23 protein-coding genes are annotated in these 22,070 nt (G+C 66.0%); 9 read left to right on the top strand and 14 right to left on the bottom strand.

The window, feature by feature from the left end; translation table 11 throughout:
• Window positions 1–111: 111 nt before the first annotated feature.
• Genes AC2D9V_RS03340 through AC2D9V_RS03330 form a run of 3 tightly spaced genes read left to right on the top strand, consistent with a single transcriptional unit; the run spans window position 112 to window position 2,510 of the window.
• Window positions 112–831, top strand: coding sequence for a competence/damage-inducible protein A (locus AC2D9V_RS03340; protein WP_484712617.1), 720 nt, complete (start codon window positions 112–114; stop codon window positions 829–831).
• Window positions 828–1,520, top strand: a complete 693-nt coding sequence (locus AC2D9V_RS03335) for a GNAT family N-acetyltransferase (RefSeq protein WP_484712616.1) — start codon at window positions 828–830, stop codon at window positions 1,518–1,520. The genes AC2D9V_RS03340 and AC2D9V_RS03335 overlap by 4 nt, the downstream gene beginning before the upstream one ends.
• A 42-nt stretch (window positions 1,521–1,562) precedes the next feature.
• Window positions 1,563–2,510 (top strand): OmpA family protein, encoded by a 948-nt coding sequence (locus tag AC2D9V_RS03330; protein ID WP_484712615.1) that lies wholly within the window; start codon window positions 1,563–1,565, stop codon window positions 2,508–2,510.
• A gap of 36 nt (window positions 2,511–2,546) precedes the next feature.
• On the opposite strand, the gene AC2D9V_RS03325 is transcribed toward AC2D9V_RS03330, so the two are convergent.
• The 4 genes from AC2D9V_RS03325 to AC2D9V_RS03310 all read right to left on the bottom strand — a co-directional run bounded on the left by AC2D9V_RS03325 (window position 2,547) and on the right by AC2D9V_RS03310 (window position 7,686).
• Entirely contained in the window at window positions 2,547–3,452 is a 906-nt protein-coding gene (locus tag AC2D9V_RS03325) for a LysR family transcriptional regulator (protein ID WP_484712614.1), read from the bottom strand.
• Window positions 3,453–3,801: 349 nt separating this feature from the next.
• Window positions 3,802–5,826, bottom strand: a complete 2,025-nt coding sequence (locus AC2D9V_RS03320) for an oxidoreductase (RefSeq protein WP_484712613.1) — start codon at window positions 5,824–5,826, stop codon at window positions 3,802–3,804.
• A gap of 97 nt (window positions 5,827–5,923) precedes the next feature.
• On the bottom strand, window positions 5,924–6,487 hold the full coding sequence (gene rsmD / locus AC2D9V_RS03315; RefSeq protein ID WP_484712612.1) for a 16S rRNA (guanine(966)-N(2))-methyltransferase RsmD: 564 nt from the start codon (window positions 6,485–6,487) through the stop codon (window positions 5,924–5,926).
• Window positions 6,484–7,686 (bottom strand): NAD(P)/FAD-dependent oxidoreductase, encoded by a 1,203-nt coding sequence (locus AC2D9V_RS03310; RefSeq protein ID WP_484712611.1) that lies wholly within the window; start codon window positions 7,684–7,686, stop codon window positions 6,484–6,486. The genes rsmD and AC2D9V_RS03310 overlap by 4 nt, the downstream gene beginning before the upstream one ends.
• A gap of 91 nt (window positions 7,687–7,777) precedes the next feature.
• Here AC2D9V_RS03310 and AC2D9V_RS03305 point away from each other — a divergent pair, with 91 nt between their 5' ends.
• Window positions 7,778–8,263, top strand: a complete 486-nt coding sequence (locus tag AC2D9V_RS03305) for a redoxin family protein (RefSeq protein ID WP_484712610.1) — start codon at window positions 7,778–7,780, stop codon at window positions 8,261–8,263.
• Between the two features lie 83 nt (window positions 8,264–8,346).
• On the opposite strand, the gene AC2D9V_RS03300 is transcribed toward AC2D9V_RS03305, so the two are convergent.
• From AC2D9V_RS03300 to puuE, 7 genes are all read right to left on the bottom strand, one after another.
• Complete coding sequence (locus AC2D9V_RS03300) at window positions 8,347–8,712, bottom strand: 4a-hydroxytetrahydrobiopterin dehydratase (protein ID WP_484712609.1); 366 nt, start codon at window positions 8,710–8,712, stop codon at window positions 8,347–8,349.
• A gap of 30 nt (window positions 8,713–8,742) precedes the next feature.
• On the bottom strand, window positions 8,743–9,900 hold the full coding sequence (locus AC2D9V_RS03295) for a GNAT family N-acetyltransferase (protein ID WP_484712608.1): 1,158 nt from the start codon (window positions 9,898–9,900) through the stop codon (window positions 8,743–8,745).
• Window positions 9,901–9,992: 92 nt separating this feature from the next.
• Window positions 9,993–10,766 (bottom strand): glycerophosphodiester phosphodiesterase family protein, encoded by a 774-nt coding sequence (locus AC2D9V_RS03290; protein WP_484712607.1) that lies wholly within the window; start codon window positions 10,764–10,766, stop codon window positions 9,993–9,995.
• Window positions 10,763–11,224, bottom strand: coding sequence for a RidA family protein (locus AC2D9V_RS03285; RefSeq protein WP_484712606.1), 462 nt, complete (start codon window positions 11,222–11,224; stop codon window positions 10,763–10,765). The genes AC2D9V_RS03290 and AC2D9V_RS03285 overlap by 4 nt, the downstream gene beginning before the upstream one ends.
• A 158-nt stretch (window positions 11,225–11,382) precedes the next feature.
• Complete coding sequence (locus AC2D9V_RS03280; RefSeq protein ID WP_484712605.1) at window positions 11,383–11,859, bottom strand: ureidoglycolate lyase; 477 nt, start codon at window positions 11,857–11,859, stop codon at window positions 11,383–11,385.
• Window positions 11,860–11,920: 61 nt separating this feature from the next.
• Window positions 11,921–12,763 carry a bifunctional allantoicase/(S)-ureidoglycine aminohydrolase gene (locus tag AC2D9V_RS03275; protein ID WP_484712604.1) on the bottom strand — a complete coding sequence of 281 codons (843 nt, stop codon included), beginning with the start codon at window positions 12,761–12,763 and terminating at the stop codon, window positions 11,921–11,923.
• Entirely contained in the window at window positions 12,760–14,175 is a 1,416-nt protein-coding gene (puuE, locus tag AC2D9V_RS03270; protein WP_484712603.1) for an allantoinase PuuE, read from the bottom strand. The genes AC2D9V_RS03275 and puuE overlap by 4 nt, the downstream gene beginning before the upstream one ends.
• A 139-nt stretch (window positions 14,176–14,314) precedes the next feature.
• Between puuE and uraH the strand changes: the two genes are divergently transcribed.
• Together uraH and AC2D9V_RS03260 are read left to right on the top strand one after the other, a co-directional pair.
• Window positions 14,315–14,668, top strand: a complete 354-nt coding sequence (gene uraH / locus AC2D9V_RS03265) for a hydroxyisourate hydrolase (RefSeq protein WP_484712602.1) — start codon at window positions 14,315–14,317, stop codon at window positions 14,666–14,668.
• A 96-nt stretch (window positions 14,669–14,764) separates the two neighbouring features.
• The gene (locus AC2D9V_RS03260) at window positions 14,765–16,255 is read left to right on the top strand and encodes a DUF2125 domain-containing protein (protein WP_484712601.1); all 1,491 of its coding nucleotides are present in this window, start codon (window positions 14,765–14,767) and stop codon (window positions 16,253–16,255) included.
• Window positions 16,256–16,288: 33 nt separating this feature from the next.
• On the opposite strand, the gene AC2D9V_RS03255 is transcribed toward AC2D9V_RS03260, so the two are convergent.
• Window positions 16,289–17,206 carry a LysR family transcriptional regulator gene (locus AC2D9V_RS03255; RefSeq protein WP_484712600.1) on the bottom strand — a complete coding sequence of 306 codons (918 nt, stop codon included), beginning with the start codon at window positions 17,204–17,206 and terminating at the stop codon, window positions 16,289–16,291.
• A 103-nt stretch (window positions 17,207–17,309) separates the two neighbouring features.
• Here AC2D9V_RS03255 and AC2D9V_RS03250 point away from each other — a divergent pair, with 103 nt between their 5' ends.
• On the top strand, window positions 17,310–18,542 hold the full coding sequence (locus tag AC2D9V_RS03250; protein ID WP_484712599.1) for a urate hydroxylase PuuD: 1,233 nt from the start codon (window positions 17,310–17,312) through the stop codon (window positions 18,540–18,542).
• A gap of 99 nt (window positions 18,543–18,641) precedes the next feature.
• Here the strand turns inward: AC2D9V_RS03250 and AC2D9V_RS03245 are convergent, their stop codons facing one another.
• Window positions 18,642–19,034 (bottom strand): GFA family protein, encoded by a 393-nt coding sequence (locus tag AC2D9V_RS03245; protein ID WP_484712598.1) that lies wholly within the window; start codon window positions 19,032–19,034, stop codon window positions 18,642–18,644.
• Between the two features lie 80 nt (window positions 19,035–19,114).
• Window positions 19,115–19,933 (bottom strand): sulfotransferase family protein, encoded by an 819-nt coding sequence (locus AC2D9V_RS03240; RefSeq protein WP_484712597.1) that lies wholly within the window; start codon window positions 19,931–19,933, stop codon window positions 19,115–19,117.
• Window positions 19,934–20,081: 148 nt separating this feature from the next.
• Here AC2D9V_RS03240 and AC2D9V_RS03235 point away from each other — a divergent pair, with 148 nt between their 5' ends.
• Both AC2D9V_RS03235 and AC2D9V_RS03230 read left to right on the top strand, forming a co-directional pair.
• Window positions 20,082–21,659 carry a DUF5928 domain-containing protein gene (locus AC2D9V_RS03235; protein WP_484712596.1) on the top strand — a complete coding sequence of 526 codons (1,578 nt, stop codon included), beginning with the start codon at window positions 20,082–20,084 and terminating at the stop codon, window positions 21,657–21,659.
• Window positions 21,660–21,673: 14 nt separating this feature from the next.
• On the top strand, window positions 21,674–22,045 hold the full coding sequence (locus AC2D9V_RS03230) for an HIT domain-containing protein (RefSeq protein WP_484712595.1): 372 nt from the start codon (window positions 21,674–21,676) through the stop codon (window positions 22,043–22,045).
• Window positions 22,046–22,070: the final 25 nt, after the last annotated feature.

Here is a 22,070-nt window from a genome sequence, read left to right as displayed (position 1 = left end):
GGCGGTCTCCTTTGCGCCCTACATAGGCCCCTTGGGGTGGAATGGCCAGAGGGCGGGCTTTGAAACGCCTGAACGCAGGGCTATACCCGGGTGTGAGGCACGGAGGGCGGAATGGGCAATCCAACGGCGGCGATGCTGGTCATCGGGGACGAGATCCTGTCCGGCAGGACGCGGGACACGAACACGCATTATCTGGCCGGTGAGCTAACCCGGATCGGCATCGCTCTGCGGGAAGTTCGGGTCGTTCCGGATGAGCACGGGGAGATCGTGGCGGCCGTACGGGCGCTGTCAGGACGCCATGATCACCTCTTCACCAGCGGCGGGATCGGGCCGACGCATGATGATATCACCGCCGATGCGGTTGCGGATGCACTGGGCGCGCCGATCGGGCACCGGGCCGATGCGATGGCGCTTCTGCAGGCTCATTACGACCGAGCGGGCCTGCCCTTCAACGAAGCGCGGCAGCGGATGGCGCGGATTCCGGAGGGGGCGAGCCTGATCGACAACCCGGTCTCGACCGCGCCGGGGTTCACTCTGGGCAATGTCCACGTGATGGCCGGGGTGCCGAACATCTTCCAGGCGATGGTCGCCAGCGTCCTGCCGAAGCTGACCGGCGGCCCGCCGCTTCTGTCGCAGTCGCTGCGCGTGAACCGGGGCGAGGGCGAGATCGCCGGACCCTTCGGTGCCTTGGCGGCCGAGTTTCCCGATCTTTCGATGGGGTCCTATCCCTTCATCCAGAACGGGGCGCATGGCACGAACCTTGTGATCCGCGGCACCGATCCCGCGCGGGTCGATGCGGCGATGGTGCGCCTGACCGGTCTGTTCGGATGACGCCTGAGGCGATCGCCGCGGTGATGGAAGCGACCTGGCCACCGGCAAGGACGTGGCGCGAAGGGCCCTTCACCTTCCGCGACGGGGCAGGCGGTGGCAAGCGGGTGTCGGCGGCGAGTTGCGAGGGCGACTGGGCCGAGGCTGACCTCGCGCTTCTGGAGGGAATGGCCGAACCCCTGGCGCTGATCCGTCCGGGGGATGGCGCGCTTGACGCGGCACTTGGCCAGCGGGGATGGCAGGTCGTCGACCCGGTCGTGGTCTATGCCGCCCCGGTTGCCGCGCTGCGGGCCGAGCTGCCACCCCTGGCCGCCTTTCCCCATTGGCCTCCCTTGGCGATCGCTCGCAGCATCTGGGAAGACGGCGGCATCGGTCCGGCGCGGATTGCGGTGATGGACCGGGTGCAAGGGCCGAAAGCCGCGATCCTGGCACGCGATGGTGACCGCCCTGCCGGGGTGGCCTTTGTCGCCTGCCATGGCGCCGAGGCGATGCTGCACGCGCTGGACGTGCGCCCGGCCCATCGTCGCCGCGGGATTGGCGAGACGCTGCTGCGCGCTGCGTCCAACTGGGCGGCGTCCGAGGGCGCAAGCCGACTGTCGCTGGCGGTGACCGAGCGAAACAGTGCCGCACGTGCGCTCTACGCTCGCCTTGGGATGCAAGTTGTGGGACAGTATCATTACCGGGTGAAGTGATCGCGGAAAGCGGCGCGGGCAGTGTGGCATAAGACCCAAGCGATGACGGTTCTGGGCCTGGGCCTTGCCCTGGCTTCACCCGTCTGCAGCCTGACGCTGGAGCTTCCGGCCCCGATCCTTGCCGAGGAGACCCGGAGCGAGGCTTTTGGCAGCCACGACCTTCCCACCGGCCCCTATGCCAACGGGGCCTTGCCGACGTGGACGATGGAAGGCGCGGTCACCCAGCGCGCCTTGCAGCTTGACGCGCCCGACCTTCCGACCCTGGCCATCTTTGCCCCCTTGCGCGACCAGATCGTCTCGGCGGGCTTCGAGGTGCTTCTGGACTGCGAAACGCGGGCCTGCGGCGGGTTCGACTTCCGCTATGGCACTGAGGTCCTGCCCGAACCGGACATGCATGTCGATCTTGGGGACTTCCGCTTTCTGTCGGCGATCCGGGGCGACGAGGCGGTCAGCATCCTCGTCAGCCGCTCGGCCCTTACGGGCTATGTGCAGATCACGCGCGTGACGCCTGCGCCTGATACGGCGGCGCCAACGTCCGTCCCTTCTGCCTCTGTCGTCGACATGACCGTTGCGGTGGATGAGAGTGCGGCCGCGGCCGCGACACTGCCCGACTCCGCCATCGGCCCTGCGCTGGATCAGATCGGAACGGCGGTCCTGGGTGACCTTGAATTTGCCAGCGGCGCTGCCGCGCTAAGCGATGGAGACTACCCTTCTCTCGCCGCCGTGGCCGCCTGGCTTGCGGCCAATCCCGATGGCACGATCGCCCTTGTCGGACATACCGACGCCTCGGGCAGCCTTGATGCGAATATCGCGCTGTCGGAGCGCAGGGCCGAAGCCGTGGCACAGGTGCTGATCGACCGCTACGGCGTCGACCGCGACCGGGTGACGGCGAAAGGCGTGGGTTTCCTGTCCCCGCGCGCGACGAACCAGACGGAAGAGGGGCGCCAGAAAAACCGGCGGGTCGAGGTCGTGGTGACCTCGACCCGCTGACGGGAACCGGGGAGGGGGCCGGGGCCCGTGAAGGGGTCACCAGTTGTCGGGACCCTTTTCGATGTAGCGCTTGGCCAGGAAGTCGATGAAGGCGCGCACCTTGGGCTGGGTGAACCGACCCGGCGGATAGACCGCGTAGATGCCCAGCGTCTCGACCGGGAGGCCGGGGATCGCCTCTTCCACCAGACCCTGCCGCATTGCATCGGCATAAAGGAAGCTGGGCAGGTAAGCGATGCCAAGGCCGGAGATCGCGGCGTTCAGAAGGCTTTGGCCATCGTTCACCGTCAGCCAGCCGACCGAGCGGACCTGCCGCTTTTCGCCCGAGGGTGCGGTGATCTTCCAGACGTTGCCGTTCGCCTGGTTGGAGTAGTGCAGCAACTTGTGATCGTTCAGGTCGTCGATCTTCATCGGGCGCCCGAACTTCTGGAAGTAGCTCGGCGAGCCGATCATCCGCTTGGTCGTCTCGGTCAGCTTGCGGGCCCGGAGGCTCGAGTCCTCCAGATCGCCCACCCGGATCGCCATGTCGAAGCCTTCGCTGATCAGTTCGACATAGCGGTTGTTCAGAACCATGTTCACCGTGATGTCGGGGTATTCCAGAAGGAAGTCCCCCAGGATCGGCGACAGGAGGTTCACCCCGAAGTCGGTTGCGACGGAGACCCGCAGCAGGCCCGATGGCGCTGACTGCATGCTGGTCACCAGCGCATCCGCCTCGCCCGCATCGTTCAGCACGCGACGGGCGCGGTCATAGTAGGCAAGGCCGATCTCTGTTGGGCTGACCCGGCGGGTGGTGCGGTTCAGGAGCCTTGCCCCAAGCCGAGCCTCCAGCGCCGAGACATGTTTGGAGACAGCAGATTTCGAGATCCCCATCTTCTTCGCCGCGTCGGTGAAGCCGCCTTGGTCCACGACGGTGGCAAAGGCCTCCATCTCGGTCAGTCGATCCATAGTGCCCTCGTTGTGGCAATTAACACGCTCTTTATGAGAGATTGTTTCGTAGGCAAATCGGGCAGGATGGGGGCGAACCCGCGTCCGATCCGGGGTATTGTGTGGGATCGTTCAAGGCAGGGAAACGCATGGGCCATAAGCGGCCCCGGCAAGCCCTTGCGGGGTGCCTCGTCCAGAGGGCAACGGTATAAGAGAATATGGGCTGTCGGCCGAAAGCCGTGGCCGGCAGGCGATCGGGATCATCGGTCCTTTTCCGCCATAATCCTTTCGAAGCGGCGGCAGAGGGGCGATATCCGGGATGGTCGCCCACAGATTTCGGCGCCTGCGACTCGCGCCGGATTCGCGGCCGCTACAGCTGGGCTGCCAGCCGGGCCGCCTGGTCGATCGCGCGCTTGGCGTCAAGCTCGGCCGCCACATCGGCCCCGCCAATCAGGTGATGGGCAACGCCAAGTCGGGTCAGTTCGGACGCGAGGCCGCGTTCCGGTTCCTGCCCGGCGCAAAGGACCACGGCATCCACGGCCAGAAGTTCCGGTTCCGCGCGGTCGGCGCCGTGGCTGATCCAAAGGCCCTCTGGCGTGATGCGTTCATAGGTGACGCCGCCCTGCATCCTGACGCCCTTCATCGCAAGCGAGGCGCGATGGATCCAGCCCGTGGTCTTGCCCAGATGCCGCCCCGGCTTTTCGGCCTTCCGCTGAAGAAGGACCACCTCGCGCGCCGGGGGGTGGGGGGCCGGGCCACCCGCAGCCAGACCGCCGCGCGTGTCCCAGGGCGCGCTGACGCCCCACTCCGCACGCCAGAGGATGGGGTCCAGCGTCGGGCTGGTGCCTTCGTGGACAAGCGCCTCGGCAACGTCAAAGCCGATACCCCCGGCCCCGACGACCGCCACGCGACGGCCGACCGCGGCCCCCTGCAGAACGTCGATGTAGCTCAGGACATTGGCCCCGGGTTCCGTTGGGATACCCGGATCGCGGGGGGAGACGCCGGTTGCGATGACCACCTCGTCAAATGCGGCAAGCTCTTCGGGCTGTGCCGCGACTCCAAGGCGAAGCGTCACGTTCGGATGGTCCAGCGCAGTGGCAAACCAGGCGACGAGGCCGTGGAATTCCTCTTTCCCTGGTACCTGCTTTGCCAGGTTCAGTTGCCCGCCGACTTCCATCGCCTTGTCGAAGAGCGTGACCTTGTGCCCGCGCCCGGCGGCGACGATGGCGGTCATCATCCCGGCGGGGCCCGCCCCCACAACTGCGATCCGCTTTGCCTGAGGCGCGGGGTCGTAGGTCAGTTCCGTCTCATGGCAGGCCCGCGGATTGACGAGGCACGAGGTCAGCTTGCCTGAGAAGGTATGGTCCAGACAGGCCTGGTTGCAGGCGATGCAGGGCGCGATCTCTGCTGCACGCCCGGCGGCGGCCTTGGTGATGAAGGCCTCGTCCGCAAGCCACGGCCGGGCCATCGAGACCATGTCGGCCATCCCATCCGCCAGAAGCGCCTCGGCCACCTCGGGCGTGTTGATCCGGTTCGACGTGATCACCGGAATCGTCACCTCCGGGCGCAGCCGCGCCGTCAGATGCGCGAAGGCCGCCCGGGGGACGGAGGTGGCGATGGTCGGCACCCGCGCCTCGTGCCAGCCGATGCCGGTGTTGAGGACGGATGCCCCGGCCCCCTCGATCGCCTTTGCCAGAAGGATCACCTCGTCCCAGGTGGACCCATCAGGCACAAGGTCAATCAGCGAGATGCGGTAGATCAGGATCGCCTCCGGCCCCATCGCGGCGCGCACACGGGACACGGTCTCGACCGGAAGGCGCATCCGGTTGGCGTAGGGGCCGCCCCAGTCATCCGTCCGCCGGTTCGTATGGGTGACAAGGAACTGGTTCAGGAAGTAGCCTTCCGACCCCATGACCTCGACCCCGTCATAGCCCGCCTCGCGCGCGCGGGCGGCTGCGTTGGCGATGTCCGCGATCTGCTTTTCGATCCCGGCCGCGTCCAGTTCCTTCGGCGGAAAGGGCGAGATCGGCGACTTGATCGCCGACGGACCCACACAGTCGGGCGAATAGGCGTAGCGGCCCGCGTGAAGGATCTGCATCACGATCCGCCCACCCTCGGCATGGACCGCGTCGGTCACCCGGCGGTGGTTGGCGATGTCCTTGTCCGAAAAGAAACCCGCCGCGCCCGGAAAGACCCCGCCTTCGCGGTTCGGGGCCATGCCGCCGGTCACGATCAGCCCTGCCCCTCCGCGCGCCCGGGCGGCATAGAAGGCGGCAACGCGGCCCCAGTCGCCGGTCTCCTCGAGCCCCGTGTGCATCGACCCCATCAGGGCGCGGTTCCGCAGCGTCACGCCGCTGAGGGTGATCGGGGCAAGCAGGTGCGGGTAGCTGGACATGGGGCCCTCCGGATTGGGCGAGAGAATGGCGGGGTCCGATGATCCTGTCATCCGCTACGCGGCGTCACGCCACGGCAACCTGCGACCGGGTGCAGCGTCACGATGGCGCCGAAAGAACTGTGACGATCGTGTCGCCATAGCGGCGCTGGTCGAGGCTTGCGAAGCTCTCCGGTATTGCGGGGATGACACCTTCCTCCCAGACGACGGTGGCCCCGGGAGCGAGCCAGCCGCCCTTCTGCGCAGAGGCAAGGGCCGCCTCTCCCATCCCCTTACCGTAGGGCGGGTCGAGGAAGACCAGCGAGAAGGGCGCCTCCGCGTTCGGCGGCAGGCGGGTCGCGTTCTGGCGAAGGACCCGCGTCTCACCCTCGGCCCGCATCTTCGTGATGTTTTCACGCAGAAGCGCCAGCGCCTTTGCACCATCATCGACGAAGACCGCCGTTTCCGCCCCCCGGCTCAGCGCTTCGAGCCCCAGCGCCCCCGTCCCGGCGAAAAGGTCAAGCACCCGTGCCCCCGCCACAAGGTTGCCCCGCGTGCCGTTGACGAGGAGGTTGAAGATCGCCTCGCGCACCCGGTCCGACGTGGGGCGCAGATGCGCGGCGGCATCGCCGATCCCGACCTCGGCCAGCTTCAGACCGCGACGGGAACCGCCGATGATCCTCATGCCTTCAAAAGCACCTTCAGGTCGGGCGCAGAGGCGATGGTATCCGGCGCAGGAGACTTGCCGCCTTCAATCAGCCGCTTGCCGACCATATAGGCGCGGGCGTCGTTCATCGCATCCACTGCCAGCAGGCTGTCCCCGCGGTAGTACCAGAAGCTGACCGCATCCCCTTCGCCCTTTCGGGTGACGATCCTGTCATACCCAGTGTTTAGCCCGGCAATCTGCAGCTTCAGGTCGTACTGGTCCGACCAGAACCACGGCTTCGCCTCATAGGGCGCGTTCGCCCCCAGCATGTTCGCCGCAACCGCCTCGGCCATGTCGATGGCGTTGCCGACCGATTCCAGCCGCAGCCGCCCGCCGCCATGCGGGAACGAGGCGCAGTCCCCCGCCGCCCAGATCGCGGGGTCCGAGGTCCGGCCCATCGCGTCCGTGGCAATGCCGTTGTCGATGGTCAGGCCGGCCGCTTCGGCCAGCTGCGTGTTTGGGGTGATGCCCACACCGACGATCACGAAATCCGCGGGCAGGACACGCCCGTCCTTCAGCCGTGCGCCGGTGACGCGGGTCTCGCCTTCCAGCCGGTCAAGGCCGGTCTCTTCCAGCACCTTCACCCCATGGGTTCGATGCAGCGCCCCGACAAAGGCGCTCGTCTCGGGCGCGGCAACGCGCTGCAGGATGCGCGGCGCCATTTCCAGCACCGTGACATCCAGCCCCAGCTTCGACGCAACCGCCGCCGCCTCCAGCCCGATATAGCCGCCGCCGACGATGATCACCCGCGCGCCGGGGCGGAACTCGGCCCGCATCGCGTCAACATCGGCAAGGGTGCGCACGGTGTAGACGCCGCCCAGCCCGCCCCCGATCGCGGCTGGCAGCCTGCGCGGGGCCGACCCGGTGGTCAGCGCCAGCTGGTCATAGGAGAGTACCTCGTCCCCGACCGTCACCGTCTTGCGCGCGGGGTCGAGCGCGCTGACCGGCTCGCCCAGCCGCAGCGTGACATTGTTCTCGGCCCAGAACTCCGGCGCGCGCAGCCAAAGCCGGTCCTCCTCCATCTCGCCCAGAAGATAAGCCTTCGACAAGGGCGGACGCTGATAGGGGGGCGCAGGCTCGTCGCCCAGCATCACGATATCGCCCTGATGGCCGAGGGCCCGCAGCTTTGCCGCAAGTGCTGCACCCGCCTGACCCGCTCCCACGATAACCACACGCATTCTCTGACCCCTCTGGCATCCGTCACGCCGGACCCTATAACCCAAGGCGTGACAGGCGCAACGCAGGCGCCGCAGGAAAGGAATGACTGTCATGACGATTGCAGTGGGCACCCGGCTGCCGGAAGCAACGCTTCTGAAGATGGGCGACAACGGGGCCGAAGGGATCAAGCTTGGCGACAAGCTGAAGGGACGGAAAGTAGTGATCTTCGGGCTGCCGGGGGCCTATACGGGCACTTGCTCGACCGCGCATGTCCCAAGCTTCATCCGCACCGCGAAGAAGTTCGCTGAAAAGGGTGTGGACGAGATCATCTGCGTCGCCGTCAACGACCCCTTCGTGATGAAGGCCTGGGGCGAGGCGACCGGGGCGACCGCCGCTGGGATCACCATGCTGGGCGATGCGGACGCTGCGTTCTCGAAGGCGATCGGGATGACCTTCGACGTGCCGCAGCTTGGGTTCTACGCCCGGTCGAAGCGCTATTCGGCGCTGGTCGAGGATGGGGTGGTGACGCGGTTCAACCCGGAAACCGGGACCGGCTGCGAGATTTCAGCCGGCGAGCATCTCCTGTCGCAAATCTAGCGCGACCCTCCTCGTGCGACTTCGTCTTCTCGTCGGAGGAACACCGGCGAGGAGCGACGAAGCCGACGACGAGCCCTCCCGGATCAGGCCTTCCGCGCTCTGACCTCGCACAGCGACAGGACCGGCTCGCCATGGTCGCGCTGCACCTCGGCGCTGCCTGCCAGCCGGTCCATGGCCTTGGCAAGGTCGATGTCCAGCCGGGAAAGGCCGTGGCAGTCATGCGTCGTCAGCGTGATGTCGACCGTGTTGTAGACATTCTTCCATTCCGGGTGGTGGTTCAGCTTTTCCGCCGCCAGCGCCGCGCGGGACATGAAGCCCCAAGCTTCCGAGAAATTACGGAATTTCAATATTTTGCGGATCGCATCGCGCCCCGGCACGGCGGCCCAGCCGGTCTCGCCCAGGGCCGGCAGGTGGGCGCTGCGGTCGGTGTTGGACAGAAGGTCGGCCATAAGGAGCTCCTTTCCCAAGGATGACAGGGTCTATTCCCGCGCCTCCCCGCGGCGGAAGGGGCCGTAGGCGGTCAGGACCTCGATCTCCTCACCCACGGCGCGGCGTTCGGCCTGCAGGTAGCGGTCGACAGCCTTGCGGAACGAAGGGTCGGCGATCCAATGGATCGAATGGGTCTCGACCGGCAGGTAGCCCCGGGCCAGCTTGTGTTCGCCCTGCGCCCCGGCCTCGACCCGTTGCAGCCCATGTGTGATCGCCCAGTCGATCGCCTGATAGTAGCAAAGTTCGAAGTGCAGGCAGGGGTGGTCCTCAACACAGCCCCAGTAGCGGCCGTAAAGCGTGTGCCGCCCGATGAAGTTCAGCGCCCCGGCCACGGGCCGTTCGCCGTTGAAGGCGAGGACGAGAAGGATGTCGTTCCGCATAGTTTCGTGAAACCGGGTGAAGGCTTTCCGCGTGAGGTAGGGCGTCCCCCATTTGCGGCTGCCGGTGTCCTGGTAGAAGGTCCAGAAGGCATCCCAGTGCTGGGGTTCGATCGTTTCCCCGGACAGGGCGCGGATGGTGAGGCCGCGGCTCTGGGCCGTCTCGCGTTCCTTGCGGATCATCTTGCGCTTGCGGCTGGACAGGTCGGAAAGGAAATCGTCGAAGCTGGCGTAGCCCCGGTTCTCCCAGTGGAATTGCTGGGTGACGCGGTGCAGCGTGCCTTCGACCCCGGCCAGCGCCTCGGCTTCCGCGGCGGTGCAAAAGGTGGCGTGAAGGCTGGACAACCGGTTCTGCGCGGCAACCCCGATGGCGGCGCGCCAGAGGGTCTCGCGGTGCTCTGCCGGGCCAAGGAAACGGCGGCCGGTAGCAGGGGTGAAGGGGACGGCGATCTGGAGCTTCGGGTAGTAGCGGCCTCCCGCCCGGTCCAGCGCGTCGGCCCAGCCGTGATCGAAGATGTACTCGCCCTGGCTGTGGGTCTTCACGTAAAGCGGCGTCGCGGCAAGGAGGCGGCCCTCGTCGCGCAGGACCAGGGGCCGGGCCTGCCAGCCGGTGCCGGTGCCGGTCGAGCCGGAGGTTTCCAGGGCCGAAAGGAAGCGGTGGGTGGTGAAGGGGTCAATCGGCCGACCGTCCGCCTGTTCGGGTGCGGCCACCGCGTCCCATTCGGGGGCGGCGACGCCGGACAGGCTGTCGAGAAGGGTCAGGTCGGCCATCGCGGCTCCGAAGCCGCGGCCTTTGGTCTATCGACCGCAGGCCGCGCGAGGGGTGTCTCTTGCAGGGAAAGGTGGCTGGCGGGCCCGCGAGGTCAAGCCGGAAGGCGGGCCGCGTAGCCTTCGAAGGTCACATTGTCGGCCACCACGCGCGCCTTTGCCTCGGCCTCGGGCGAGCGGATCGTCCAGCACAGGATGGCCGCGCCCTGGGCCTTGAGCTCGGCCACCCGGGGACGCGACAGGTCGCGCCCTTCGTGGCTGATGAAGCTTGAGCCCGTGGCATCAAAGTCCGGGATGTCGCGCAGCCGGTCGCAGATGGCGGGCGGAAGCGGGGCCCAGTCGTCGGGGTCGTAGGCCGAGGTGGTGATCCCGCGCGGCAGGTGGGGGGCGAGGTGAGCCATATGGGCCACGGAATGGGGGTTGAAGGACATGACCGCGACGGGGCCGGGGTAGTCCTTCAGGGCTGCGGCGGTCGCGGCCTCGAGCCGGCCGTCGGTTTCGGCCATGGTGAGGGTCTGGTCCTTGATCTCAATCAGAAGCGGGACCTTGCCGCCGATGATGGCCAGGACCTCGGGCAGGGTCGGGATGAAATCGGTCGAATCCTTCAGCCTGATCCGGCCCAGCTCGGTCGCGGTGCGGGCGCTCACCGGGCCGGTCTCGTCAGTCAGCCGGTCGAGGTCTTCGTCATGAAAGACGATGGCTTGCCCGTCGGCGGAAAGCTGGAGGTCGATCTCGATCCCGTAACCTGCCGCCACCGCGGCGCGGATCGCTGCGGGGGAGTTCTCGACCCGGCCGGCCGTCCTGTCGTGCAGGGCGCGGTGGGCGATGGGCAGGCGGAGGAAGGCTGCCGGCAGGGGGACGCGGGTCATTTCAGTTCGAAGATCGCCTCGATCTCGACTGCGACCCCAAGGGGGAGCGAGGCGGCCGAGACGGCCGAGCGGGCGTGGCGGCCGGCATCGCCGAGGACGGCGACGAGAAAGTCGGAGGCGCCGTTGATGACCTTGGGCTGGTCGGTGAAATCGGGGGTGGAGTTCACGAAGCCAGTCAGCTTCACCGCACGGGAAAGCCGGTTCCAGTCGCCGCCCGTGGCCTTCTTCAGCTGGGCGAGCAGGGAGATCGCGCAGCGTTTGGCGGCCTCGGCCCCCTCTTCGAACGAGAGGTCCTCGCCCAGACGGCCCTTGATCAGTCCGTGTTCGTTCTGGCTGATCTGGCCCGAGATGTGGACGAGGTTGCCAGTCACGACGAAGGGAACGTAGTTCGCCGCAGGGGCGGGGGCGTCGGGGAGGGTCAGCCCGAGCTCGGCCAGGCGTTTCTCGATGGCATGCATGGAGGGGTCCTTTCGCTGTCGGCGGCAGGGTAGCCTGCCCGGGGCGGGCAGGGCAAGGGACGCGTGACCACAGTGGTCAAATCTGGAATGGTATGAGATTTCAGAAGCTTGCGTGTGGGCATTAACCATTTGGAAAGGTGGTCCACGCTGCCCTGCGGTCAGGGCGCAAGGACCGTCCAGGCTGCCGGATAGCGGTATTCCTCGAGGTTCGGGGTTGGTCCGATCCGGTCGACCACGGCGAAGAGGCCGGGGGCGTGCAGCGGGGTGAGCACGCCATGCCAGGTGCCGCGACGGAGGTTGATCCCTTGCGCCCCGTCGGTGAGGAAGGCCTGCGGCGTCGAATCGGGGCCGGCTGCGACGATCACGAGGAAGGGGTCGGCGGTCATGGGCAGGAAGGCCTGGCTGCCGTCGGGGTGACGCTCGATCAGGTCGAAACTGTAGGGCAGCGCGCGGGGTTCGGCCTTGAAGATCGAGATGCCGGCGCGCCCATCGGGGCCAAAGTCGAGCCCTGCGCGGTCGTGGTGGCGGCGGCAGAGGCCGGCGTTGATCAGGCGGAAATCGCCGGTGGCGTCGAGGATGTCGCCGAAGGGGGCGAAGGCTTCGGCGGTGAGGGGCCGGGGGCGGATCAGGCGCATCAGACCGCCCTCGAACTTTCGCAGAAAGTTCGTACCACGAGTTTTCTGCGAAAACTCGCGCTCATCGGGCCGGACCGAAGGCACCGGGGCCGCGAAGGCGGGCGTGGCGGTTCACGTCCTTGTAGAGGAGGTAGCGGAACCGGCCCGGACCTGCGGCATAGCAGGCCTGCGGGCAATAGGCGCGGAGCCACATGAAATCGCCGGCCTCGACCTCGACCCAGTCCTGGTTCAGCTTGTAGACGGCGCGACCCTCGAGCACGTAGAGGCCATGTTCCATGACATGGGTTTCCTCGAAGGGGATGAGGCCGCCGGGCTGGAAGGTGACGATGTTGACATGGGCGTCGTGGCGCAGATCGTCGGGTTCGACGAAGCGGGTGGTGCCCCAGCGTTCGCCGGTGTCGGGCATCCAGCGGATCGGGACGTCGGCTTCGTTGATGACGAAGGCTTCGGGGGCTGCGACGCCCGGGGCGGGTTCGTAAAGCTTGCGAAGCCAGTGGAAGCGGGCGGGGGTGCCGCCTTCGGCGAGGAGGGTCCAGCGGGTGCCGGCGGGAATGTAGGCGTAGGAGCCTTCCTCCATCTCGTAGCCCGCGCCGTCGATGGTCAGGGTGGCGAGGCCGCCGGTGAAGAAAAGCCAGTGCTCGGCGCCCGTTTCGGGATCAGGGGCGTCCGACCCGCCACCGGGGGCGACCTCCATCACGTATTGGCTGAAGGTTTCGGCAAAGCCTGTCATCGGCCGGGCGATGAGCCAGAGGCGCGTCCTTTCCCAGCCGGGCAGGAAGCTGGTGACGATGTCGGAAAAGCAGCCTTTCGGGATGACGCAGTAGCTGGACGTGAAGACCGCGCGCTGGGTCATGAGCGCGGTCTGCGGCGGCAGGCCGCCGGGCGGTGCGTAGTAGGGGCTCATGGCAGCTGGTCCTTCAGGCGCAGTTCGGCGATGCGTTCGACCTGGGCGCAGGCGGTGGCGAATTCGATATTGGTGTCGTTGCCGATGCGGGTCTCGAAGGCCTGAAGGATGGAAGCCTTCGTGTTGTCGCGGACGGCGATGATGAAGGGGAAGCCGTGTTTTTCCACATAGGCCTCGTTCAGGCGCTGGAAGGTCGCGCGTTCCTCGTCCGTCAGGGCGTCGAGGGCGGCGGAGGCCTGTTCGGCAGTGGATTCGGGTGTCAGGCGTCTGGCGGCGGCAAGTTTACCGGCAAGGTCGGGGTGTGCCTTGAGCACCTGTAGCCGTTCGGCCGGGCTGGCACAGCGGAACATGCGGCAGAGCGCGTTGTGAAGGCCCGCGGCGCTGTCATGCGCGGGGCCGAGTTCGAGATGCCAGGCCCGTTCGGCGACCCAGGGGGAGTGTTCGAAGATGCCGCCGAAGCGGCTGACGAACCGTTTCAGCGACATCTGGCTGGGACGTTCGGCGCGGAGATGGGGGTGGGTCATCCGCCAGTGATCGGCGATGTCGATGCGGCGGGGGAACCAGACGCCCTCGTGACCCGTGGCGTAGTCGAGAAAGCGACGGAGGCCCGCGATCTTGCCGGGGCGGCCGATCAGCCGGCAGTGCAGGCCGATGGAGAACATCCTGGCCCTGCCTTCCAGACCTTCGGCGTAGAGCGTGTCGAAGCTGTCCTTGAGATAGGTGAAGAACTGCTCGCCGGTGATGTAGCCCGGGGCGGTGGCGAAGCGCATGTCGTTGGCTTCGAGCGTGTAGGGGATCACGAGCTGGTCATGGTCGCCGAATTCGCGCCAGTAGGGCAGGTCGTCGTCATAAGTGTCGGAGATCCAGGCGAGGCGGCGCGTCTCGGCGGTGAGGCGCACGGTGTTCATCGAGCAACGTCCGGTATACCAGCCCTGCGGGGCTTCGCCGACGACTTCCTCATGCAGCCGGAAGCTTTCCGCGATCTGGCGTATCTCTTCCGCGGGGTCCATGTCGCGGTGGTCGACCCATTTCAGGCCGTGGGAGGCGATCTCCCACCCGGCGGATTTCATGGCGGCGACCTGCTCGGGGTTCCGTGCGAGGGCGGAGGTGACGCCATAGACGGTGACGGGGATGCCGAGCCCGGTGAAGAGCCGGTGCAGCCGCCAGAAGCCCGCGCGGGCGCCGTAGTCGTAAAGCGATTCCATGTTCCAGTGCCGCTGGCCCGGCCAGGGCGCGGCACCGGCGATGTCGGAGAGGAAGGCCTCGGACTGCGCGTCGCCGTGCAGGATGTTGTTCTCGCCCCCTTCCTCATAGTTGAGGACGATCGAAACAGCGATCCTTGCACCGCCGGGCCAGCGGGCATCGGGAGGGTTGGGTCCGTGGCCACGGAAGTCGCGGGGATATCGGTTCACGCTGCTCTCCTCTTGCCGCAAGACTACGCAGAAAGACTGCGGGCATTTTCAGGATTTCACGAAAGGTCATATGGCCGCAACGCCGGGTCGCGTCGCGGTGACTTTCGTGTTTGGATGGAGGTGAACACAGGAGGCGACCATGGGGCGGCTTTCGACGCATGTGCTGGATACGGCCCGGGGCAGGCCTGCGGCGGGGGTGAGGATCACGCTTTACCGGGTCTCTGGCCAGAGCCGTCAGGAGATTGCCGGGATGGTGACGAACACTGATGGGCGGACCGACGGGCCGGTGCTTGAGGGCGCAGCGCTGACGGCTGGCACCTATGAGCTGGTCTTTGCCGCCGGGGACTACCTTCGGGCAAGCAGGCAGGCGGGCGAGGGCATCCTGTTTCTGGATGAAATCCCCATCCGCTTTGGCGTCGCGGATGCGGCCGGCCATTACCATGTGCCGCTGCTTCTGTCGCCCTTCGGCTACGCGACCTATCGCGGGTCGTGAACCGCCGGGTCAAGAAAGCGTCACTTGCAGTCGGGCGCGAGACGGGCTTTGAATGGTCCGTCGAATTGCCATGTTGAGGAGCAAAGCATGTTTCGCATGACGTCTGTGTTTGCAGCACCCACACTTGTTCTCCTGATGGGCGGAACCGCGCATGCCGCGCTGACCGCAGATCAGGTCTGGCAATCCTGGAAAGACGCTGGTGCGCTGATCGGTCTTGAGGTTTCGGCCGCAACCGAGAACAGCGACAGCGGGACGCTGACGCTGAACGGCGTGTCGGTCGGGGTGGCAGGCACGCCCGGGCTGACCATTTCCGACATGGTGCTGACCGAGGCCGAGGACGGGTCGGTCACGATCACGCCGGGCGCGGATATCGGCATCAGCATGACCGGCGAAACCAAGGGCACAGCCAAGATCGTCCATGACGGACTGACCCTGACGGCGCGCGAGGCGGACGGGGGGCTGGCCTATGACTTCGGCGCGGCCAAGCTGGATGTCGTCTACGACACGACCGGACCGGGCACCTCGCTTGACGGAACGGCGGCGGCGGATGTGGCGAGCAGCGGGACCGTCGGCTTCACGGATCTGGCAGGCACCTATTCTGACACACCCGGCACCAACCGGACCTTCGGGCTGGATGTGAAAGCCTCGTCGCTGGCCTATGACACGAAGCTGGACGATCCGGGCCTCGGTCTGAAGCAGTCGACCACCAGTTCGACGGCCGACCTCGAGATGTCGCTGGACTTTGCGCTGCCCTCGACCATTGCGTTGGCTTCGATGGTCGCGCCGGCTGATTTCGGAACCGCGCTGCAGGAGGGGCTTGCTGTCACCATCTCGACCAAGCAGGGCGATTCCGCGGGGACGATGGTGCAGGAGGACGAGTTCTTCCCGATGACATTCGACATCAAGGCCGGTGGCGGAGAGGCGTCGGGTGTCTTCAACAAGGATACGCTCAACATCCAGTCGTCCGGCAGCGGTCTGGAGATCGACGTGACCACGCCGATGATGCCGGCGCCGGTCAAGATCACCTCGGGGCCGATCCAGTTCGGGCTGACCTCGCCGGTGATGGCAAACGAGACGGCGGGGGATTACGGGCTGGTAATGAAGCTGAGCCAGTTCACGGTCAGCGAGGACGCCTGGGCGCTGTTCGACCCCAATGGTGCCCTGAAGCGCGATCCGGCAGACATTGCGATTGATGTTTCGGGCAAGACCAAGCTTGACGTGATTGCGATGGCAGCGGCGGATGAGGCCGGGACCGAACCGCCGGTTCCCGCCCCGGAATCGCTGAACATCAACGAGTTGATGCTCAAGGTCGCAGGTGCTGCGCTGACCGGGACCGGGGCCTTCACCTTCGACAACTCGACGGGCGTGCCGCAGCCGCTGGGCGAGGCGAACGTCACCGTCACCGGCGCGAATGCGCTGATCGACGGACTGATCGCGACGGGCCTTATGGCCGAAGAAGACGCGATGGGCGCGCGGATGATGATGGGCGCCTTCATGTCGCCGGGCGCGAACCCGGACGAGCTGACCTCCAAGATCGAGGCGAAGGCCGGCGGCGAGATCTATGTGAACGGTCAGCGCGTCCAGTAAGACCGTTTCGTAGGGTGGGCAGTATTGCCCACCCTACGGGGCCATTGCCCGACGCAGCTCGTCGCGGATCTGGTTCGACATGTAATCGGTGAAGAGCTGGACCTTCGGGTCCTTCAGCCGCCGGTGCTGGCTGAGCGTCGAAAGCTGCACGGCCAGGGGCGGTGTGGCCGTCGCCACGGGCAAGAGCGCGCCCGAGCGGAGATGCTCGGCCACCTCGAACACGGGTTTCAGGATGATCCCGCGCCCGTCCAGCGCCCAACCGGTCAGGACGTCGCCATCATCGCTTTCAAAGGGTCCGGCAATCTCGAACCTCCGGGGGCCATCGGGGGTGAGGAGTGTCCACTGGAACTCACGCGCCCCGGGATAGCGCAGGTTCAGGCAATCGTGCCGGTCGGCGATCAGGGCTGCGCCATCTGCCGGCATGCCCCGGCGGGCGATGTAGGACGGAGCCGCGCAGAGGATGCGAGGGCAGTCCGCTATTGTGCGGACCTTGAGGGTGCTGTCCTCCAGCAGCCCGAGGTGGAAGGCGACGTCGATGCCTTCCGCCACCACGTCGACCCCGCGGTCGCTGAGCCGGAGGCGGACGTCGATCTGGGGATAGAGGTCCTTGAAGGCGGGGACGCGCGGCGCGATGAAGCGCCGCCCGATGCCCAGCGGGGCCGCGACAAAGATCGTGCCGCGCGGGTTCTGCGTCACGTCCATGACCGCGGCCTCGGCGTCGTCGATCGCCTCGAGCACCCGGCGGGCGCCTTCATAGAAGATGCGGCCGTTTTCGGTTGGCTGGAGCGAACGGGTCGTTCGGGCGAAAAGCCGGACGCCGAGGTGCTTTTCAAGGTCGGACACCCGGGCCGAAGCGACGGCCGGGGAGGTGCGCTGGTCGCGCGCGGCGGCGGACATGCTGCCCAATTCGTAGACACGGACGAACATGCGGATGTTGTTCACATAGGACATGCGGTGGCCATTGTTCGGCGTGGGTTGAAAGTGATGCGGGCTTTCTATGGATTAACAGAAAGGTCACGACCGCGATAGCCTTTCGGCAAAGACGGAGAGCGCGATGTACGACTGGGTGGTCTTGTGGGAATGGATCGAGATCGCGGTGCGCTGGACGCATGTGATCACCGCCATCGCCTGGATCGGGTCAAGCTTCTACTTCATCGCGCTGGACCTTGGCCTGCACCGGGATCGTAACCTTGCCTCGGGCGCGGATGGCGAGGAGTGGCAGGTTCACGGCGGGGGGTTCTATCACATCCAGAAATACCTCGTGGCACCCGAGGCGATGCCGGACCACCTGATCTGGTTCAAGTGGGAGAGTTATTTCACCTGGCTGTCCGGGTTTGCGCTGCTGGTCCTGGTCTACTACCTGGGCGCCGAGCTTTACCTGATCGATCCCACGGTGCTGGAGCTGACCACCTGGCAGGCGGTTGCGATCTCGATGGCGTCGCTGGCCTTCGGCTGGATCGTCTACAACACGCTGTGCAAGGTCTTTGTGAACGCCGACCAGAACGTGCTGATGCTGGCGCTCTTCGCGGTGCTGGTGGGGATGAGCTGGTTCTACACCCAGGTCTTCAGCGGCCGGGCGGCGATGCTGCACCTTGGCGCGTTCACCGCGACGATCATGAGCGCCAACGTCTTCTTCATCATCATGCCGAACCAGCGGATCGTGGTGGCCGACCTCAAGGCTGGGCGGAAGCCTGACCCGAAGTATGGCAAGATCGCCAAGCAGCGGTCGACTCATAACAACTACCTGACGCTGCCGGTCATCTTCCTGATGCTGTCGAACCATTACCCGCTGGTCTTCGCGACCGAGTGGAACTGGGTGATCGCAAGCCTTGTGTTCCTGATGGGAGTGACGATCCGGCACTGGTTCAACACCAAGCATGCGCGAAAGGGCAACCCGCACTGGACCTGGGGAGTGACGGTGGTGTTGTTCCTGCTGATCGCCTGGCTTTCAACCGCGCCGATGCGGACGGTCGAGGGCGAGGCGAAGCTGCAGGGTGCGGCGCTGGTCTATGCCTCGGCTGACGGGTTTGAGGACGTGGTAGGGATCGTGCAGGGCCGCTGCAGCATGTGCCATGCAGCCGAGCCGGGCTGGGAGGGCCTGCACTGGCCGCCGAAGGGTGTCGTGCTGGAGACCGAGGCCCAGATCGCGCATGAGGCCCGGCGGATCTACCTGCAGGCAGGGATCAGCCATGCGATGCCGCCGGGAAACTTGAGCTGGATGGAGCCCGAGGAACGCGCGGCGATCGTGCGCTGGTTCCGGAAGGCGGGGACGGACGATCCGGTGTGATCGCCGCCCGGCGCCGATTGCTTCGAAGAAATCGGATCGGAGCCTTTGAAGGCTCCGTCGCGGAGTTTTCGAGAACTCCGCCTGCGCGCATGGCAGGGGTCAGTCCTCGGTCCGGCTGCCGCTGTCACGGTCCTGCGGGTGGGGACGCATCCAGGGAAACTCCGGCAGCCAGCCTTCGCGGCGGATCGTCCAGAGCTCATATGTTGGGCGGAACTGGTCCGGCGCGTCGAGGCTGCCGAGGTTGATGCCGATCTCGTCGCCGATATGCGCAAAGACGGGAGAGCCGCATGTCGGACAGAAGCTGCGGTCGCGGAAAGTGCGGACCTCGCCGGTGATGGTCACGGCGGTCTCGGGGTAGATCGCCGAGGCGTGGAAGAGCGCGCCGTGGTTCTTGCGGCAGTCCATGCAGTGGCAGATGCCCACCCGGTAGGGCTGTCCCGTCGCCACGAAGCGTAGTGCGCCGCAGAGGCATCCGCCGGTCACAGTGGTCATGGCCTTTGTCCTCCGCTCGTCGATGACTTCGTCACTCCTCGCTGACCCCGGACGAGAAGCCAAAGGCGCACGAGGACGCGTCAGTCTCCCAGCTTGGCGTGAACCTCATCCAGGTCAACCGGGCCCTTGGGCATCTTGTTTCCGGGGTTTTCGAAGTCATAGCGGAAAAGCTGGAAGTCGCGTTTGTAGATCTCCCACATCAGGTGCATCGAGAGGTCGTCGAAATAGGCCTCGACCGGATGGGCGCGCTTTGGCCCGTGGCCTTCGCTTTCGTTGAAGCGCGGGATGGTGGCGAGGTCGACAGGATGCTTCGTGGGGATGTTGTCCAGCACCACCTGCATGCCGGGATTGAAGTCTTCGGTGAAGAAGATGTGGTTGTAGCGCCCGCCGTTGACGATGAAGGTCGAGATGTGCCCGGACATGGACGACCAGTGGATGTCCGGCTCCATCGGCTTTTTCCAGCGGATGGTGTCGCGCGCGAAAAGGAGGAAGCGGCGGAAGCTGGCGATCTGGTCGAACTCCTGCTTGCCGTCCTCGCCCCCGACCTCGACCCCGTATTTCTGGACGAGGAGCGGGACAAGGTTGCCGCGGTAGCGTTTGCCGTTCCGCTGGATGCCGCAGATCTTGTCGAAGAACGAGGACAGGATCCGGGTATAGGGATTGCGCACGCAGGTGAAGGCAAAGACCTCGCGCCCCCGGGCGGCGCGTTCGATCAGGGGCTGGCTGTCGTCGAGCGCCCATTTGTGCAGGCCCGTCACCGCATCATGGATATCGCCGTCGAAAAAGCGTCCGTGGTCGGAATAGTACATGATTTGCCCGATCGTGGAGCAGGCGCATTTCGGCACCACCCGGTAGAGGACGCTTTCGCTTTCCGTCATCCAGATTCCCGGAAAACCCATGCTTGCTACCTTTGCCGGCGAGACTTGACCCGGATCCGAACCAATGCTGCGATTGTGGCAATCAAGCAGACACATTCGGGCTTTTCAAGGAACTGCGCGCCGGTCTAGGACAACGGGACAAAGCCGTTCGCGTCGAGCCAGAGGGCAGATGACACAGATCGCCTATCTTCTTCTGTGCCACAAGGACCCGGAAGCGATCATCGCGCAGGCACTCCGGCTGACGTCAGCGGGCGATTGCGTTGCGATCCATTTTGACGGGCGGTCATCCGCATCGGACCATGCGCGCATCCGGGACGCGCTTGCCGGCAACCCGGCCGTCACCTTTGCCCGGCGCCGCGTGAAATGCGGCTGGGGGGAATGGAGCCTGGTTGCCGCGACGATGGAGGTCGCGAAGTCGGCGATCGAGGCCTTTCCGGGAGCCACGCATTTCTACCTTCTGTCCGGCGACTGCATGCCGATCAAGTCGGCCGAGCATGTACGGCGCTGGCTAGAGGATCAGGATGCCGACTTCATCGAAAGCCTGGACTTCTTCGAGTCCGGCTGGATCAAGACCGGGATCAAGGAAGAGCGCCTGATTTACCGCCACTGGTTCAATGAGCGCCGGCGGAAGTGGTTGTTCTACACCTCGATGCAGGTGCAGGCCCGGCTGGGGCTGGCACGCAAGCTGCCGGAGGGTCTGCGCATCCGCATCGGCAGCCAGTGGTGGTGCCTACGCCGCCGGACGGTGGAGGCGATCCTGGCCTTTGCGGCACGCCGGAAGGACGTGGTGCGGTTCTTCTCGACCACCTGGATCCCGGATGAGACCTTCTTTCAGACACTCGTCGGCCATCTGGTGCCGGAGGACGAGATACGGACGCGGACACTGACCTTCCTCCTCTTCACCGATTACGGGATTCCGGCCACCTTCTGCGATGACCACTATGATCTTCTTCTGGCGCAGGACTACCTCTTCGCACGGAAGATGAGCCCGCATGCCGGACAGCTTAAGGCCCGCCTTGGGGATCTTTATGCCGAGACCGGACGTGACTTTGCCCCGGGCGGGGACGGCCGGCGCCAGTTCGAATACCTTACGGCACGCGGCCGTCACGGTCGCCGCTTCGCCCCGAGGTTCTGGGAGACCGGGAGCAGCGTTGGCCGCGACCGGCTGGTCTATGTTGTCGCCTGTAAGAAGTGGCATGTTGCCAAGCGTCTTGCGGACCGGGTGCAGGACGTCACCGGGATGACGACGCATCATTACGTGTTCGACGAAGAGAAGACCCGGCTGCCTGACCTTGGCGGCCTTGAGTCGACGCTTGGCAAGCGGTCGCGGCATCGCAAGGCCCTGGTGCGGATGCTCCTGGAGGCAAGCGGCAGCAGCCGGATCCTGTTCTGCGTCGATCCGTCGAGTACCGATGTCATCAGTGATTTCCGGCACGACCACGCCAGCATTCGGCTGCTTGAGGTCGGATGCGACTTCAGCGACGCCTACCTTGTTGGTCATGCGCGGCGCCTCGGGCTGGCCGGAAGCTCTGCCCTGCCGGGCGAAATCCAGCGGCTTTTGCCCACGCTGCGCAACGAACTGCGTTTCGAAAGCGAGCGCCTGCGTGACCTCAACCTTCCCGAGACCCACCGGATACGCGAGCAGGCCGAGCCAGAAGAGAATGCCGCTGCGCTGGCGCGTTTCCTGGGTATCCCGCTTGACAAGGCGCGCGAGATCGCGGCCACAGATTATCTCTTCGCCGACTGACCAGAGGATCTAACATGGCCTGGACCTATGACCCGACCAACATCTTCGCCCGCATCCTGCGGGGTGAAATCCCGAACCGGACGGTGATGGATACGCCGCATACGCTGGTCTTCCATGATATCCACCCGCAGGCGCCGGTGCATGTGCTGGCAATCCCGAAAGGGGCCTACGTGACCTTCGATCACTTCGCCGCCGAAGCTTCGGCCGAGGAGCTTCTGGATTTCCACCGCACCGTGGCGAAGGTCTGCGCGATCCTTGGCCTTGCGGGCACCGACGGCTATCGGGCGATCACCAATGCTGGGGCGCACGGGATGCAGGAGGTGCCGCATTACCACCTGCATATCCTGGGGGGCCGGGTCCTGGGGCGGCTGGTCGAACGGGACTGAAACCGCAAGCTTCGGGTCGCGGGAC

Source organism: Tabrizicola sp. T46 (genome assembly GCF_057219895.1).
Note: the sequence above shows the minus strand (reverse complement) of the source record. Positions and strands in the feature narration are given on the sequence as shown.